We start from the raw sequence: 15,375 nt of genomic DNA, 5'->3' as shown, positions 1-15,375 counted from the left end.
TCACGCCGCGCGACCCTTCTTCTTACCGGTCTTCTCGTCGCCCGTGCTCTCGAGGCTCTTGCGCAGCAGCGCGACGAGATCCGAGGCCTTCGCCGGCGCCTCGCGCTCGGTCGGGTGGCGCACCTCGGTGACCTTCCCGCTGCGCGCCTTCTCCTCGATCATCTGGAGCACGGCCTCGCGGTAGTCGTCGGTGTAGCGCGCCGGATCCCAGTCGCTGCTCATGCGCGTGACGAGCTCCTCGGCCATCTCGAGCTCGCGGTCCCCGACCTTCAGCGACGAGAGATCCTCCTCGGGCAGGTCGAGCCCCTTCGGCGATCGCAGCTCGTGCGACCAGCGCAGGATCTCGAGCACGAGCGCGCGCTTGTGCGGATAGACCATCGCGAGGTGCTGCCGCGTGCGGATGACCACCTTCGCGATGGCGACGCGGTTCGTGCGCACCAGCGCCTCGCGGAAGAGCGCGTACGCGCGCTCGGCGCGCTTGAGCGGCGCGAGGTAGTACGGCTTGTCGAACCACACCGGCTGCACGGCCTCGCGCTCGACGAAGTCGACGATGTCGATCGTCTGCGTCGCTTCGACGTCGGCGGCCTGCATGTCCTCGTCGGTGATGACGACGAACTCGCCCTTCTCGACCTCGTAGCCGCGGACGATGTGCTCCCACTCGACCTCTTCGCCCGTCGTCTTGTTCACGCGCTTGTAGCCGATCGGATCGAGCGTGCGGTCGTCGAGCTGGTGGAAGCGCAGCTCCTGCGTCGCGCTCGCGGTGTGGAGGCTCACCGGGATCTGCAGCAGGCCGAACCCGATCGAGCCGGTCCACAGCGCGCGCGGCACGCCCTTGGCGCCGCCCTCGGCGCTCGCCGGCTCGTCGTGCGCCTTCGCGGTGCGCGCGGCGGTCTTCGAGCTCGCGCGCTTGGTCTTCGTGGTGGTGCTGCTGCGGGTGCGTCGGGTCGCCATGTGCTGACTCCGGAAAGCGGATTCGAAAGGACGACGAAGCAACTTCGCGATCAGACGCCGCGCGGGGGCGGCTCGATCGTGGGCAGGCGCGGATCGCAGAGCGGATCGTCGACGCGGGGCTGCTGCGGCGAGGGGACCGGCGGGCCGGGGTCACCCGGGTTCGGCGCGTCGGGATCGTTCTCCGGCGAGTGCGCGGGATCGACCGGCGAGGGCGGCGGAGGCTGGACGTCCGCGGCGGTCGCGTGCGTGGCTCTCGTGGTCTGCATGACCTCGCGGATTCGCAATCACCGATCCACGGAGTGTGCACGAGTGGATCGAGGGCGAGCGCCACGTGCGAGGCGGCGTGCCTCGCGATCGGTCGCACGCGGAGCGCGAGGGCGCGTCGTTCGCGACGCCGTCACGCGCGCCGCGGCGAGCGCCGGCGCGACCTTCTTCGACCGCGCGCGCACCGTGCCGTCGACGTGCAGCCGGCGCTGGAGGAACGCGAGCACGGCGGCCTCTTCGGGGCGCAGCCCGTGCGCGACGGGCTCCTTCACGCGCGCGAGCGAGCGCTCCATCGCGACGAGCAGCGCACCGTCCTTGTGCGCTTCGACGACGAGCGGGTGCACGTAGCACTTGCGGCAGACCGCGGGCGTGTTGCCGAGCACCTCGGCGACCGCTTTGATCGCCGCGACGACCTGCTTCTCGACCGAGCGCGGAGGCGCCTCTCCGCTGCAGATCCGCCGCAGCGCGAGGCCGGCGAGCACGGTCGCGGACCACGTGCGGAAGTCCTTCGCGGTGAACGCGTCACCCGCGGCCTCGCGCAGATACTCGTTCACGTCGTGCGAGTGGATCGCGTGCAGCGAGCCGTCCTCGGCGCGGTACTTCAGGAGCACCTGTCCGGGCAGCTCGGCGCACTTGCGCACCACGCGCGCGACGCGCGGATCGCGCACCGACACGAAGCGCTCCTTGCCGCTCTTTCCGCGGAAATGGAACGCGATCTCGTCGCCCTGCAGCTTCACGTGGCGGCGCGTGAGCGTGGTCAGACCGTACGAGTGGTTCTCGCGCGTGTACTCCTCGTTGCCCACGCGGATGGCGGTGGTGTCGAGCAGCCGCACCGCGGTCGCGAGCACGCGCGCGCGGGACAGCTCGCGCTGCGCGAGGTCGGCGGTGACGCGCGCGCGGATGGTCGGGAGCGCCCGCGCGAAGTCGAGGATCTTCTCGAACTTCGTCGCGTCGCGCACGTCGCGCCAGCGCTCGTGATAGCGGTACTGCTTGCGCTTTCGCGCGTCGCGGCCGGTCGCCTGGATGTGCCCGCGCGGGTCGCGGCAGATCCACACGTCGGTCCACGCGGGCGGGATCCGCAGCGCGTCGATGCGCGCGAGCGTCGCCTCGTCCTTCACGTCCTTTCCTGCCGGATCGACGTAGCGGAAGCGGCGCGGCGAGCGCGTGGGGAGCCGGCGAATGCCGGGCTGCTCGTCGCTGACGTAGTGCAGGCCGGCGGAGCGCGCGGACTCCACCGCGTCCGCGAGGAGCTGCGCGGCCTCGGAAGGGTGTGCGCCCATGACGTAGGGCGCATCGCAGCGGACGTGCCACCGAGAGCGCGGCGCGTCGTGCCTCGCCAGGGCGCACCGCGACGCGCGTCGCCCCGCACGCGGTACGGAATCTGCTCGATGGCGCCCCCGCAGCGTGCCCGTCGCGGTGGCGGCGCGCGCACGAACGAATCGAACGAAGGAGAGCGTGAGATGGCCGGAGCGAAGAAGACTTCTCAGCAACGCGGCTCGGCACGTCGCGCCGCGCGCACGATCAGCGCCTCGAAGAAGACCGCGAAGCGCGGCACCGCTGCGACGAAGCGCGCGCCGACGAGCACCGCGAAGCGCGCGGGCGCGACCAAGCGCGCCGCGACCGGCACCGCCAAGCGCGCCGCGACCGGCACCGCGAAGCGCGCCACGACGAGCACGCGCAAGCGCGCGACGACGAAGCGCGCGGCGACGGCGACCACGCGCACCAAGGCGAAGAGCGTGCGCGGCGCGGTCAAGAGCGCGGTGCGCAAGGTGTCGGCGGCGGCGGGACGCGCGAGCTCGCGCTCGAAGCGCACGTCGCGCAGCGTCGCGAAGAGCGCGCGGATCTGAGAGCGCCCGAGCCCCTTGCGTCGAGACCGGCGCAAGGGGGCTGCGCCGAGCACGCCGTCGTGGCCCCGGCCACGGCGGCGCTCGCGCGTTCGATCAGGTGGCGAGGCGGCGCGAGCCCATGCCGACGATCGCGAGCACGATCAGCGCGCCCACGACGCTGCCGATGAAGCTCGCGGGGTGCAGCGCGAGCACGGTCTGCCCGACCAGCAGGTTGCCCACGAGCCCTCCGATGAACGCGCCCACGATCCCGAGCAGCGTCGTCGGGACGAGGCCCATCGACTGCCGTCCCGGCATGATCGCGCGCGCCATCAAGCCGACGAGCAACCCGAACGCGATCCACGTGAGGACGAGGACGATCATCGTGTGGTGACCCCTTCCGGTCGCGCCGTGATCGCGCTCGATCACGCGGAGGACCCCGCGCGCCTACCGAGCAACCGCAGGGCCATCGCGACGCGGCTCGGAACGCGCGAGCGCGCGCGCCGTGGGCGCGGCGCGATGTCGCGCGTGTGGCGCGCGGTGCATCAGCTCCCGACGCGCTCGAGCACGGCGCAAGGCAGCACCGCGAGCACGTCGGCGAGGCGCAATCCGTCCTGCGCCTGGTGCGTGCGTCCGGTGAGCACGTCGGCGAAGCGCATCCCGTCCGCGAGCGCGTCGCCGCGCACCCGGCGCTCGCCCCACGCCTCGCCGATCGGCGCACTCTCGCCCGCCAGCGCGAAGGGCAGGCGCGTGGTGATCGCGAGGTGCACGCGCTCGTCGAGCACCCGCGCGAACGCGACGGTGTGCTCGTCTCCCGTGAGCGCGACGTACGCGCCGCGCAGGTAGAGCTCACGCTCGCGACGTCGCGCGTCGAGCGCGCGATGCGTGACCCAGAGCTTCACGCGACCGTCCTCGGGCGCGCCGAGCAGCGCCTCTGCGAGCGCCTCGGGATCGCGCGCGCCGCGCAGCTCGGTCAGCGCCTCGCGCAGCGTGTCGAACGCGACCGGTCGCCGATTGTCGGGATCCACCAGCGAGAGGTTCCACGCCTCGGAGCCCTGATAGAGATCGGGCACGCCGGGGCTCGCCGTGCGCAGCACGACCTGCGCGAGCGAGTTCGAGATCGCCGCGCTCCGCATCGTCGCGAGCAGCCCCTCGAGCTCCGCCACGAACGACGCGTCCTCGAGCAGGCGCTCCACGAACCGCTTCGTCGCGCCTTCGTACTCCGCGTCGGGACGGATCCACGACGAGAGCTCCTTCGCCTCGCGCAGCGCCTTCTCGACGAAGCCGAGCATCCGGTCGCGAACCGCCGCGCGCTCCTCGCGCACGTGCGGCCACGCGCCCACGAGCGCCTGATAGACGAGCATCTCGTCGCGCGGCACCGGCGCCACGCTCCCGTCCTCGAGCTGCGTGCGCTTGTCCGCATGCGCGCGCGACCAGCGCGTCACCGCGTGCCGCCACACGTCGGGACGCTCGGCGAGCACCGCGAGCCGCGCGCGCGCGTCCTCGCCGCGCTTGGCGTCGTGGGTCGACGTCGTCGTCATCGAGGCCGGCCATCGCTCGAGCCGCTCGAGGTTCGCGCGGTGGAAGTCCTCGACGGACACCGCGGGCGCGCCGGGCTCCGCGCCGACCTCGTTCGCGGCGAGGAACGGCACGTAGCGATAGAACGCGGTGTCCTCGATCGCCTTCGCGGTCGCCGGGCCGGTGAGCTGCTGGAAGCGCATCACGAGGTGCGCGCGCGTGCCGCCGGGCTCGAGCGACGGATCCATCAGCAGCTGCTCGAGGAAGTCGAACGCATCCGCGACGCGCTCCGGGCTCCGCTTGCGGGCGCGCCGCAGCGCGCGGTTGATGAGCGCGTCGTCGTCGCGCTCGCGCGCGCCGTCCGGACGCACGTACGAGCGATAGGTGGGGAACGCCGCGATCGTCTCTTCGAGCGCGACCGTCAGCGCGCTCGGCGTGAGATCGCACCACTGTCGATCGGCCGCGGCGAGGCGCTCGAGATCGTCGGCGAGCGCGCGCACCTCGCTCGCGAACGTCGTGCGCAGCACCATGCGCTTCGACACGTACGAGTGCTCCTCGAACGAGAGCCCGTCGCCCGTGAAGCGCCGATAGAACGCGAGATTGCGCGCGACGCCGCGCGGATCGACGAGCACCCCCGTGAAGATCCGCGCGGTCTCGTATCCCGTCGTGCCGTCGATCGCCCAGCCCGACGGGAGCTTCTCGTGCTGCGCGAGGATCTTCTCCGCCACGACCCAGATCGCGCGTCCGTCCTCGCCTCGCGCGCGCGCCGCGCCCTCCTGCAGCGCGACGAAGTACCCCGCGGGATCGGCGAGCCCGTCCGTGTGATCGAGCCGCACTCCGTCGACGAGCCCGCGGCCGATCCAGGACAGCAGCGTGCGGTGCGCGGCGTCGAACACCTCGGGCCGCTCCATCCGGATCGCGGCGAGGTGATCGACGTCGAAGAAGCGCCGGTAGTTGATCGACTCGAGCGCGAGGCGCCACGCGCTCGGGCGATAGACCTGCTGCTCGATCATCGCGTGCAGCGCGTCGAAGCTCGCGGGATCGCCGGGCGAGCCGTTGTACTCCGCGACCGCAGCGTCGATCGCGCCCGCGATCTGCGCATCGTCCTCGATCGCCTCGGCGAGCGCGCGATCGAGCTCGCGTGCGCGCCGCGCCGCCTCGGGATCCGCCTCGCGCGGCCCCGGCAGCTCCGCGAGCGCACGCGCGATCTTCGCGAGGCGCGCGCGCGACGGATCGATCTCGGGCAGTCGCTCCACCGCGCTCGCGACGACCGGCGCGAGCGTCGACGGCGCGAGCGGCAGCGCGCGCTCCCAGTAGTCGAGCCGCACGTGCCCGCCGTGCCGCGCGAGGCGCAGCTCGCCCTTCTCGAGCACGCGTCCGTACATGTCCCCGAGGACCGGCAGCAGGATGCGGCCCTCGAGCCCGATCCGCGGCGGCGACCACTCGACGTCGAAGACCGACGCGGCGCTCGACCCGCGCCCGTACGTGAGCAGGTCCTGCCACAGCGCGTTGCGATCGCTCGCGACGCTGACGTGGTTGGGCACGAAGTCGACGATCACGCCCATCCCGCGCGCGTGCGCGTCGCGCGCGAGGGCCTCGAGGTCGCGCTCGCCGCCGAGCACGGGATCGATGCGCTCGTGCGAGACGACGTCGTAGCCGTGTGTGCTCTCGGGCTCGGCCTCGAGGATCGGCGAGAGATAGACGTCGGTCACGCCGAGCGCCTCGAGGTAGTCGAGCAGCGCGCGCGCCGCGCGCAGATCGACGCCTTGCCGGAGCTGGATTCGATAGGTGGAGAGCGGGACGCGCATGAGCGGTGCCCACCACCTGGGCACCAGGAGGCGCGATCCCATGCCCTCGCGACTGCGATACGCTCTGGTGCTCGGGGGAGGTGGCGATGCAGGAGCGACGCGAGCACGAGCGTCACGCGGTGTGGTTCCCGATCTCGGTGAGCAGCGCCGACGGATCGGGCATCGCCATCAGCTACGACGTGAGCTCGGGCGGGCTCTTGATGGCGTGCCCGGGGCGCATCGAGCCCGGCGCGGAGGTCACCGTCACGTTCCGCCTGCGCGAGGGCACGCCCGAGCAGAGCGCGCGCGGGCGCGTGCTGCGCGTCGAGGAGAACCAGCCGGACGGTCCGTGGCGCTGGCGCATCGCGGTCGAGTTCGAGCGCGCGGTGCCCGAGATCGAAGGGCTGCTGGCGCGCTCGCCCGCGGTCGCGACGGCCTGACCTCGCCAAACCTGGATCGCGGCCACAGGCTCTGGTCCGCTCGATGTCCGACCGCTCGCGCTACCACCTGCCCACCTTCGGCGCCGTGCACGTCCCCACGCGCGCGCCGACCGTCGACGAGGCGCGCGCGTCGCTCGGCGGCCGAGCGTCGACGTCGCCCGAGGCCGGCGCGCTCGTGCAGGTGATCGAGGCGTCGTCGCGCGTGTCGGGCGTGATCGTGTTCGCGTCCGCCGAGGAGCGCGACGTGTGGATCGGGGAAGGGCGCTTGCGTCGTGTCGCGCGCTCGAGCTGCGTTGACGCCGAAGGACCGATGGATCCCGCGCTCGCGCCGGTCGCGGCCGATGCCTCGCGGTTCGCCGCGCTCAGCGAGGGCACGCGCGTGCGCTACCACGATCGCCGCGGCGTCGCGCACGAGGGCACGCTCGTCGAGAAGTGCCGCTACGGCGCGCTCGTGGAGTCGAGCGCCGGCCGCGTGCTCGCGGTGAGCTTCCGTCGCATCGAGCGCGCGTGACCTAGCCGCACGACGTCCAGCATCCGACGATGCCGGCTCCGCTCCGATGCCGGCACCGGCCAGCGGGCTGCTACGGTTTCGACGCGCGCCGCGTCAGCGCGCTCACCGGCACCAGCTCGCTCTCGCGCGAGGGCGCTTCGGGCTGCACCGTCACGTGCTGGATCCCGTGCACCTCGTGGATGCGCGACGACACCTCCGACGCGACCTCCACGCCGTGCGCGCCCGGCACGAGCACGACGTGCACCGTCACCGCGTCGAAGCCTTCCTCGATGCGCCACGCATGCAGGTCGTGCATGTCCGCGACTCCGCGCGTCTCGCGGATCGTCCGCTCGAGCGCGTGCACGTCCAGCCCGGCGGGCGCGGCCTCCATCAACACGCGCGTCGCCGCGCGCACCAGCCGCCACGACGCGATCGCGATCAGGATCGCGATCAGCAGCGAGCTCGCCGCGTCCGCCCACGTCCAGCCGAGCCAGATCACGGCCGCGCCGGCCGCCATCGCCGCGACCGAGCCCGCCGCGTCCGCGAGCACGTGCGCGAGCGCGGCGCGCACGTTCACGTTCGCCGTCGTGCGCCCGCGCGAGAGCACCCACGCGCACACGAGGTTGACCGCGAGGCCCACGGTCGCGACGACGAGCATCCACCCGCCCTCGATCGGCTGCGGCGTCGCGAAGCGCCGCATCGCCTCGACGACGACGAGCACCGCGCTCGCCGCGAGCGCCGCGGCGTTCGCGAGCGCGGCGAGCGTCTCGGCGCGACGGAACCCGAACGTGCGCTCTCGCGTGCGCGGTCGCTCCGCCATGCGCTGGGCTGCGAGCGCCAGCGCGAGCGCGCCCGCGTCGGAGAGCATGTGCCCTGCGTCCGAGAGCAGCGCGAGGCTGTTCGAGACCACGCCCCCGACCGCCTCGACGATCATGAACGTGGCGGTCAGCGCGAACGCGATCCCCAGCGCGCGCGCCGGCGCCGAGCGCATCTCCGCCGCGTGGTCGTGCCCGTGATCGTGCGCGTGGTCGTGATCGTGGTGGTGGTGATCGTGGTGGGCGCCCACTCGACCGATCCTATTGCCCCGCGCCCCGCTCCGCGCACGCGCACGGGCGCTCGCTCACGCGCGCCCACCTCGTCCCCGTTGCTGATCACGCATCCATCCACCAGAGTCCCCGGTCGCGTGATCGCAGACGACAAGATCGCGGAGATCCGCGAACGAACCGACGTCGTCGCGCTCATCGGCGAGTACGTCGCCCTCAAGCGGGCGGGCGCGCAGTTCAAGGGGCTCTGCCCGTTCCACTCCGAGAAGACGCCGTCGTTCCACGTCCATCCGGAGCGCCAGTTCTTCCACTGCTTCGGCTGTCAGGCCTCGGGCGACGCGTTCGCGTTCGTGATGAAGCTCGAGGGCCGCAGCTTCATCGAGGCCGCGCGGATGCTCGCGGAGCGCGCGGGGATCGAGATCGCCCCCGAGGACGCGCGCGAAGAGGCCGCGCACCGCCAGGCGCGCCAGGAGCGCGATCGCCTGCTCGCGTGCACCGAGGCCGCCGCGGGCTTCTTCGTGAAGATGATCGACGAGCACCCGCTCGGCGGCATGGCGCGCGACGCGATCCTGAAGCGCAGCGTGACGCTCGAGACCGCGCGCACCTACCGGCTCGGATACGCGCCGCACGGCTGGGATCACCTCGCGCGCTTCCTCGCCGAGCGCGGCTTCTCGGCACGCGACGCGGAGAACGCGGGCCTCATCGTCCCGCGCCGCAGCGGCGACGGGTACTACGACCGCTTCCGCCATCGGCTGATGTTCCCCATCGCCGACGTGCACGGGCGCATCGTCGCGTTCTCCGGCCGCATCCTCGATCCCCCGCCGAACGATCCGCCCCGCGAGGGCCAGGACCCGCCCGCGAAGTACGTCAACTCGCCCGAGGGCCCGCTCTACAAGAAGGGCGAGCTCCTCTTCGGCCTCCACGAAGCGCGCGTCGATCTCCGCCGCGAGTCGCACGCGATCCTCTGCGAGGGCAACTTCGACGTGCTCGCCGTCCACCAGGCGGGCCACAAGAACGTCGTCGCGCCGCTCGGCACCGCGTTCACCGCGATGCAGGCGAAGCTCCTGCGCCGCTACGTCGCGAAGGTCACGCTGCTGTTCGACGGCGATCGCGCAGGGCGCAAGGCAGTCGCCGCGGCGCACCCGCTGCTCTCGGGCGAGGCGCTCGTGACGAAGGTCGCGTCGCTCCCGCCGGGCGAGGATCCCGACAGCTACGTGCGCGCGAAGGGCCCCGAGGCATTGCGCGACCTGATCGCGGCCGGCCTGCCGATCGTCGAGCACCTGATCGAGTCGTCCGCCGCCGACGCCGGTGCCGATCCCGCGGCGCGCGCTGCCGCGATCGAGTCGCTCGGCCCGGTGCTGATGGCGATCCGCAACCCGGTCGAGGCGCGCCTGTGGGTCGAGCGGATCGCCCAGGCGTTCGAGATCCACGACCTGGAAGCAGTTCGGCGACAACTCCGCAAGGGAATTCGTCAGCCGACGCGAAAGCCCACCCAAGGGTCCCCCCCCGACACCGCTCCGAAGCCCCCGTCGCCTCCTCCCGAGTACCCGGAGATAGAGAAAGATGTCGTCGGCGCGATGCTCGATCACCCTGGCCTCCTGGGATCCAGTGAGGCCGCAATGCTCGACGCCCTTTTGACGTCCGAAGATCTTCGGGCCATTCTTCGCCACGCGGCGCATCTGGTGGGCTCGCGTGGGGTGGTGGACGCTGCGGCGCTGCTCGCCTCGATCGGGGAGAGTCCGGCCCGCACTTGGCTCGAGGAGCGTTTGTCGGTCCAGACCTTCGATGCAGCAGGCGCCGAGTCGTTCCTCCGGACGGCATTGCCGCATTTGCGGAAGCGCCGCATCGAGCGGGAGCTGCGAGCGCTCGCGCCGCTGATCAAGCAGGCGCTGGTCCGTGGAGACGTGGAGCGCGCGACCGAGCTGATGCGACGTCGCGACGAGCTCTATCGCATGGCCGCGCAGCCGCAGCCGAGCGCCGAGAAGAGTTAGTTCGAGGGGCCGTGCTCACCGTGGGGGAGAGAGCGCGGCGACGAGGGACGGGGACGCGAGGACGATCGACCAGGGACCCGTGAGCGCGGGCACCACGAGGTGAAGATGGTGGAGAGGAACGGGGCGTCGGGGCGCAAGCCGGCGAAGGCGAGGGATGCGAAGTCCCAGGACGCCGAGGCGGACGACGACGGCGAGGAGTTCGAGCCTCGGGCTTCGAGCCTGCCTCCGCCTCCGAGCAGCGGCGGTCGCCGTCTCCTCGGTCGCGAGCGCAAGGAGGTCCAGGCGCTGCTCGACAAGGGCCGCAGCAAGGGCTTCCTCACCTACGACGAGGTGAACGAGGCGCTGCCGCCGGAGATGGTCAGCTCCGAGCAGATCGACGACCTCATGATGCTGCTCGGCGACGAGTCGATCGACGTCGTCGACAGCGCGAACGAGGGCAAGGCGACCGCCGCGAAGGCGCGTCGCGAGCGCCCCGACCGCGAGGTCTCGGGCGTCCAGCGTCGCCCCGAGGCGTCGGACGACGACGACGACGACGACAGCCCCGCGCCCGAGCGCCGTCAGGCCACGTCGGCGGCGCCGCCGAGCGTCGACGACGCGATGAACACGAAGAGCAACGACCCGGTCCGCATGTACCTGCGGAAGATGGGCTCGGTCTCGCTCCTCACGCGCGAGGGCGAGGTCGAGATCGCGCGTCGCATCGAAGAGGGCGAGAACAAGGTCTTCGAGGTCATCCTCTCCTCGAAGGTCGGCCTCGGCGAGGTCATCGAGCTCGGCGAGAAGCTCAAGAAGGGCAAGATCCGCGTCCGCGAGATCTGCAAGGAAGAGGAGACCACCGAGGAAGGCCAGGAGGTCGACGAGGAGGAGTGGAAGAACCGCGTCGTCCGCCTCATCGACAAGGTCAAGCGCCTCGAGGGTCAGCACCAGAAGATCAAGGAAGAGCTCGAGGCTGCGAAGAAGGTCAGCGACCGCGCGCGGAAGCAGGCCGAGCAGCAGATGGACAAGATCCGTCGCGAGCGCTTCGACACGCTGCGCGAGCTGCGCCTGAACCGGAAGCAGATCGACCGGCTCGTCAACACGATCAAGGGCTTCGTGCGCCGCGTCGAGCGCGCGGAGACGCAGATCAACGAGGCCGAGCGTCGCGCGGGCGGGCTCACGGAGAAGGCGATCCGCCAGGCGCTCCGCGAGATGCAGGACAACGCGGCGACCGCGAAGCGTCTCTCGAAGAAGATCGGCGCGGAGCCCGATCAGCTGAAGGAGATCCTCGAGGAGATCGCGGAGGCGCGTCGCGGGATCAAGAAGGTCGAGGAGGAGCTCGGTCTCCCCGTCGACAACCTGCGCGCGACGTACCGCGAGCTGCACGAGGGTGAGCGCGACGCGGAGAAGGCGAAGGCGGAGCTCGTCGAGGCGAACCTTCGCCTCGTCGTGAGCATCGCGAAGAAGTACACGAACCGCGGCCTGCAGTTCCTGGATCTGATCCAGGAGGGCAACATCGGATTGATGAAGGCGGTCGACAAGTTCGAGTACCGCCGCGGCTACAAGTTCAGCACGTACGCCACGTGGTGGATCCGGCAGGCGATCACGCGCGCGATCGCCGATCAGGCGCGCACGATCCGCATCCCGGTCCACATGATCGAGACGATCAACAAGCTGATCCGGACCTCGCGTTATCTCGTCCAGGAGCTCGGCCGCGAGCCGACGCCGGAGGAGATCGCCGAGAAGATGGAGATGCCGCTCGACAAGGTCCGCAAGGTCCTGAAGATCGCGAAGGAGCCCATCTCGCTCGAGACTCCGATCGGCGAGGAGGAAGACTCGCATCTCGGAGACTTCATCGAGGACAAGTCGGTGGTCAGCCCGATCGAGGCGGTCATCAACATGAACCTCGAGGAGCAGACGCGTCGTGTGCTCAAGACGCTGACGCCGCGCGAAGAGAAGGTCCTCCGCATGCGCTTCGGCATCGGCGAGAAGAGCGACCACACGCTCGAAGAGGTCGGTCAGGACTTCGAGGTGACGCGCGAGCGCATCCGTCAGATCGAGGCGAAGGCGCTGAGGAAGCTGAGGCATCCCTCGAGGAGCAAGCAGCTTCGGTCGTTCATCGAGAACAACTGAGCGAGCGAGAAGGAGCCCCGGGGTCGAGAGACCGCCGGGGCTTCGAGCTTCTGCGAGCGGTGGAACAGCCGTGCACGAGCACGTGGCACGTGCACGTGTACGAGTCACGACGCGGCGTCGCGGCGGGTCAGGTCTCGGTCGGCGCCGCGCCCATTCGAGTCAGCATCGCGACGACGCGTCGGACGAGCTGCTTGGCACTCTGCGCGCGTTCCGGGCGTGTGTCGGGCAAGCGTGCGAAGACGTCGAAGAGCGCGCCGCATTCCATCGCTGATCCGCGGGCGATGGTGAAGCAGCGTCGTCGATCCTTGAAGTCGTGCCGCCCGACTCCCTCCGCGATGTTGAGCGGCACCGAGAGCGCCGCGCGACGGAGTTGATCCGAAACGGGGCCATAGCCGCGCGGGACCTGCGAAGCGATGACGAGCGCTTCGGAGAGGAGATCGAGCGAGACCTGATAGGCGTCCAGCTTCTCGTAGTCGAGCATGAGGCGCGTATCGACCCGTGATGCGGAGCGCTGCGCCGCCGACCGCGTGAGCCGCGTCGTGACTCGTCCACGTGCACGTGCCACGTGCTCGTGCACGGTTGTTCCACCGCCGCCGACTCGCTAGAACCTGACGCGCTCGAGAACCTCTCGAGCGGACGGGCCCATAGCTCAATCGGTCAGAGCTCCCCGCTCATAACGGGGCGTGTCCTGGTTCGAGTCCAGGTGGGCCTACTGTCGATCGCGTCGTCCGCACCTCGGGGTCGGCGGCGCCCGACTTGCTTCCGACCGCGAAGAGGGGTACACGCCCGGGCCACGAGGAGCGGACGACTTTGCGGGAACAGTTGAGGGCGCTGGTCAAGCTCGCGGAGATCGATTCCCAGGCCCGTGGAATCGATGATCGACTGAAGGGCATCCCGGCCGAGCTCGACGAGCGCCGCGCCGCGGTTCGCGCCCTCGAAGCACTGGTCGAGCGTCAGCGCTCGACCATCACCGAAGCCGAACGCCTGCTCGCGCAGCAGGACAACGACATCGCCTCGCGCAACGACGCGCTCTCGAAGGCGAAGGGGAAGAGCGCGAAGGCGCGCACGATGCGCGAGGCCGAAGCGGCCGAGCGCGAGCTCGACTCGATCCGCAAGTCCATCAAGGACGGCGAGACCGAGAAGGAGCGGCTTCGCGAGAAGATCGCGCAGATCACCGCGGCGCTCGCGGATCCGACGAAGACGCTCGACGAGCAGAAGGCCGAGCTGGCCGCGTCGGAGGCCGCCGCCGAGACGAAGCTCGGAGAGCTCCGCGCAGAGCGCGAGCGCGTGGTCGCGGGTCGCGACGACTACGCGAAGAAGATCGACAAGCAATACATCCGCCTCTACGACCGGCTGCGTACCAAGCTGACGCCTGCGGTCTGCGAGGTCGTCGGCGAGACGTGCGTCGGCTGTCGCATGCAGATGCCGCCGCAGCGCTTCATCCAGCTACAGCGCGGCACCGAGATCATGCAGTGCCAGATGTGCCAGCGGATCGTCTTCCACAAGGACGTGCTCGGCGACTGAGCGCGTCTCGCGCGACGAGCGAACGAACGCCCGTGACCGCGAGGTCGCGGGCGTTCTTCTTTCTACGCTCGCTCGCGCGCCGCGACGACGAGCAGCGGGACTCCCGCGAGCGCGATCGCGATGCGCGCTGCGACGAACACCTGCTCGCCGAAGAGCGCGCTCTCGCGCGTCATCAGGTAGTCCGTGAGCAGGCCGTCGGTGAGCACCACGAGCGACCACGCGATCGACGCGACACCGGTCGCGATCGCGAACGTGCGCGCGCGTGGTCTCGCGCTCCACGCGCCGGCGATGCCGATCGCCGCGAGCACGATCGCAGTGGGCACGAACATCAGGCCCCACGAGTGGTGCGTGATCCCGGTGTGCAGCAGACGCTCGTCGCCGCCGGTCGTCGCGACGACGACGTGATGGAACGGCTGCGTGAGCGCCCACGCCGCGACGAGCGACGCGAGCGCGACCACGAGCGAGAGCGCGCGGCGGATGCGGGTCACGCGCTCAGACGTACGTGAGCCACTCCGCGACCGGCGGACGAACGCCGCGCACGACCTCGAAGTAGCGGTCCTGCACCTTCTTCGTCAGCGGGCCGCGCGCACCGGCGCCGATCTGTCGGTCGTCGATCTCGCGCACCGGCGTCACCTCCGCTGCGGTGCCGCACATGAAGACCTCGTCGGCGATCCAGAGCTCGTCGCGCGTGATGTCGCGCTCCTGCACCTCGAGGCCGAGATCGTCGCGCAGGATCGTCAGCAGTGTGTCCCGCGTGATCCCGCCGAGGATCGATCCGCCGTACGGCGCGGTCGCGACGACTCCGTCGCGCACGAGCCACACGTTCTCGCCGGTCGCCTCGGACACGCGGCCCTGCGCGTCCAGCATGATCGCTTCCTGGTAGCCCGCGGCGATCACCTCGCGCTTCGCGAGCACGCTGTTCACGTAGTGGCCCGAGACCTTGCCCTTCGACATCAGCATGTTGATGCCGGGGCGCGTGAACGAGCTGACCTTCGCGCGGATGCCCTTCGCGAGACCTTCTTCGCCGAGGTACGCGCCCCACTTCCACACCGCGATCGACACGCGTGTCGGGTTGATCGCGCCGAGGCCCATCGCGCCGTCGCCGAGGAACACGAGCGGGCGCAAGTAGCAGCTGCTGAGGCCGTTCGCGCGGACCGTCTCGATGCACGCATCGACGATCTGATCCTGCGTGTACGGCATCGGGATCGTGCAGATCTTCGCCGAGTCGAAGAGGCGGCGGACGTGCTCGCGCAGCCGGAAGATCGCGGTGCGCCCGTCGTGGGTCTCGTAGGCGCGGATGCCCTCGAACGTTCCGAGGCCGTAGTGGAGGGTGTGCGTGAGCACGTGGACCTGCGCGGCGTCCCAGTCCACCAGACGCCCGTCCATCCAGATCTTCGCCACCCGATCCACCATCGCGCTGCCTCCTCGGAGACGGGCG

General features: G+C 70.9%; 15 protein-coding genes and 1 tRNA gene. 6 read left to right on the top strand and 10 right to left on the bottom strand.

Annotation, left to right across the window (positions count from 1 at the left end; all coding sequences use genetic code 11):
- From ku to treY, 6 genes are all read right to left on the bottom strand, one after another.
- On the bottom strand, positions 1 to 951 hold the full coding sequence (ku, locus tag DB32_RS22335) for a non-homologous end joining protein Ku (RefSeq protein WP_053234673.1): 951 nt from the start codon (positions 949 to 951) through the stop codon (positions 1 to 3).
- A gap of 50 nt (positions 952 to 1,001) precedes the next feature.
- Positions 1,002 to 1,217, bottom strand: a complete 216-nt coding sequence (locus DB32_RS22330) for a hypothetical protein (protein WP_157069284.1) — start codon at positions 1,215 to 1,217, stop codon at positions 1,002 to 1,004.
- An 18-nt stretch (positions 1,218 to 1,235) separates the two neighbouring features.
- A complete protein-coding gene (locus DB32_RS22325) occupies positions 1,236 to 2,495 on the bottom strand; it encodes a DNA topoisomerase IB (protein ID WP_053234671.1) in 1,260 nt (419 codons plus the stop codon).
- A 203-nt stretch (positions 2,496 to 2,698) separates the two neighbouring features.
- A complete protein-coding gene (locus DB32_RS22320; protein WP_053234670.1) occupies positions 2,699 to 3,097 on the bottom strand; it encodes a hypothetical protein in 399 nt (132 codons plus the stop codon).
- A 58-nt stretch (positions 3,098 to 3,155) separates the two neighbouring features.
- The gene (locus tag DB32_RS22315) at positions 3,156 to 3,422 is read right to left on the bottom strand and encodes a GlsB/YeaQ/YmgE family stress response membrane protein (protein WP_053238909.1); all 267 of its coding nucleotides are present in this window, start codon (positions 3,420 to 3,422) and stop codon (positions 3,156 to 3,158) included.
- A gap of 161 nt (positions 3,423 to 3,583) precedes the next feature.
- Entirely contained in the window at positions 3,584 to 6,406 is a 2,823-nt protein-coding gene (gene treY / locus DB32_RS22310) for a malto-oligosyltrehalose synthase (RefSeq protein ID WP_083457629.1), read from the bottom strand.
- Between the two features lie 44 nt (positions 6,407 to 6,450).
- Between treY and DB32_RS22305 the strand changes: the two genes are divergently transcribed.
- Together DB32_RS22305 and DB32_RS22300 are read left to right on the top strand one after the other, a co-directional pair.
- Positions 6,451 to 6,783, top strand: a complete 333-nt coding sequence (locus DB32_RS22305; RefSeq protein WP_157069283.1) for a PilZ domain-containing protein — start codon at positions 6,451 to 6,453, stop codon at positions 6,781 to 6,783.
- A 43-nt stretch (positions 6,784 to 6,826) separates the two neighbouring features.
- Positions 6,827 to 7,294, top strand: coding sequence for a hypothetical protein (locus tag DB32_RS22300; RefSeq protein ID WP_053234667.1), 468 nt, complete (start codon positions 6,827 to 6,829; stop codon positions 7,292 to 7,294).
- Positions 7,295 to 7,364: 70 nt separating this feature from the next.
- On the opposite strand, the gene DB32_RS22295 is transcribed toward DB32_RS22300, so the two are convergent.
- Positions 7,365 to 8,339, bottom strand: a complete 975-nt coding sequence (locus DB32_RS22295) for a cation diffusion facilitator family transporter (RefSeq protein WP_053234666.1) — start codon at positions 8,337 to 8,339, stop codon at positions 7,365 to 7,367.
- Here DB32_RS22295 and dnaG point away from each other — a divergent pair.
- On the top strand, positions 8,274 to 10,307 hold the full coding sequence (gene dnaG / locus DB32_RS22290; RefSeq protein ID WP_169791514.1) for a DNA primase: 2,034 nt from the start codon (positions 8,274 to 8,276) through the stop codon (positions 10,305 to 10,307). The two genes, DB32_RS22295 and dnaG, sit on opposite strands and share 66 nt — an antisense overlap.
- 108 nt (positions 10,308 to 10,415) lie before the next feature.
- Positions 10,416 to 12,413, top strand: a complete 1,998-nt coding sequence (rpoD, locus tag DB32_RS22285; RefSeq protein ID WP_240481237.1) for an RNA polymerase sigma factor RpoD — start codon at positions 10,416 to 10,418, stop codon at positions 12,411 to 12,413.
- A gap of 127 nt (positions 12,414 to 12,540) precedes the next feature.
- Here the strand turns inward: rpoD and DB32_RS22280 are convergent, their stop codons facing one another.
- Positions 12,541 to 12,894 (bottom strand): four helix bundle protein, encoded by a 354-nt coding sequence (locus tag DB32_RS22280; RefSeq protein ID WP_075097592.1) that lies wholly within the window; start codon positions 12,892 to 12,894, stop codon positions 12,541 to 12,543.
- Between the two features lie 157 nt (positions 12,895 to 13,051).
- Between DB32_RS22280 and DB32_RS22275 the strand changes: the two genes are divergently transcribed.
- Positions 13,052 to 13,125 (top strand) — tRNA-Ile (locus tag DB32_RS22275).
- 110 nt (positions 13,126 to 13,235) lie between these two features.
- Entirely contained in the window at positions 13,236 to 13,937 is a 702-nt protein-coding gene (locus DB32_RS22270) for a zinc ribbon domain-containing protein (RefSeq protein ID WP_053234663.1), read from the top strand.
- 62 nt (positions 13,938 to 13,999) lie between these two features.
- Here the strand turns inward: DB32_RS22270 and DB32_RS22265 are convergent, their stop codons facing one another.
- Both DB32_RS22265 and DB32_RS22260 read right to left on the bottom strand, forming a co-directional pair.
- Positions 14,000 to 14,425 (bottom strand): hypothetical protein, encoded by a 426-nt coding sequence (locus DB32_RS22265; RefSeq protein ID WP_053234662.1) that lies wholly within the window; start codon positions 14,423 to 14,425, stop codon positions 14,000 to 14,002.
- A 4-nt stretch (positions 14,426 to 14,429) separates the two neighbouring features.
- Positions 14,430 to 15,350: a branched-chain amino acid transaminase gene (locus DB32_RS22260; RefSeq protein ID WP_053234661.1), complete on the bottom strand. Its 921-nt coding sequence runs from the start codon at positions 15,348 to 15,350 to the stop codon at positions 14,430 to 14,432.
- Positions 15,351 to 15,375 lie beyond the last annotated feature (25 nt).

It is taken from the genome of Sandaracinus amylolyticus (assembly GCF_000737325.1).
Classification (GTDB): domain Bacteria; phylum Myxococcota_A; class Polyangia; order Polyangiales; family Sandaracinaceae; genus Sandaracinus; species Sandaracinus amylolyticus.
This window is presented reverse-complemented; position numbering and strand designations above follow the sequence as displayed.

Bases quoted from the DNA above. Each gene is read 5' to 3' on its own strand.
- ku (WP_053234673.1), bottom strand. From the start codon at position 951: ATGGCGACCCGACGCACCCGCAGCAGCACCACCACGAAGACCAAGCGC.
- DB32_RS22330 (WP_157069284.1), bottom strand. From the start codon at position 1,217: ATGCAGACCACGAGAGCCACGCACGCGACCGCCGCGGACGTCCAGCCT.
- DB32_RS22325 (WP_053234671.1), bottom strand. From the start codon at position 2,495: ATGGGCGCACACCCTTCCGAGGCCGCGCAGCTCCTCGCGGACGCGGTG.
- DB32_RS22315 (WP_053238909.1), bottom strand. From the start codon at position 3,422: ATGATCGTCCTCGTCCTCACGTGGATCGCGTTCGGGTTGCTCGTCGGC.
- treY (WP_083457629.1), bottom strand. From the start codon at position 6,406: ATGGGATCGCGCCTCCTGGTGCCCAGGTGGTGGGCACCGCTCATGCGC.
- DB32_RS22305 (WP_157069283.1), top strand. From the start codon at position 6,451: ATGCAGGAGCGACGCGAGCACGAGCGTCACGCGGTGTGGTTCCCGATC.
- DB32_RS22300 (WP_053234667.1), top strand. From the start codon at position 6,827: ATGTCCGACCGCTCGCGCTACCACCTGCCCACCTTCGGCGCCGTGCAC.
- DB32_RS22280 (WP_075097592.1), bottom strand. From the start codon at position 12,894: ATGCTCGACTACGAGAAGCTGGACGCCTATCAGGTCTCGCTCGATCTC.
- DB32_RS22260 (WP_053234661.1), bottom strand. From the start codon at position 15,350: ATGGTGGATCGGGTGGCGAAGATCTGGATGGACGGGCGTCTGGTGGAC.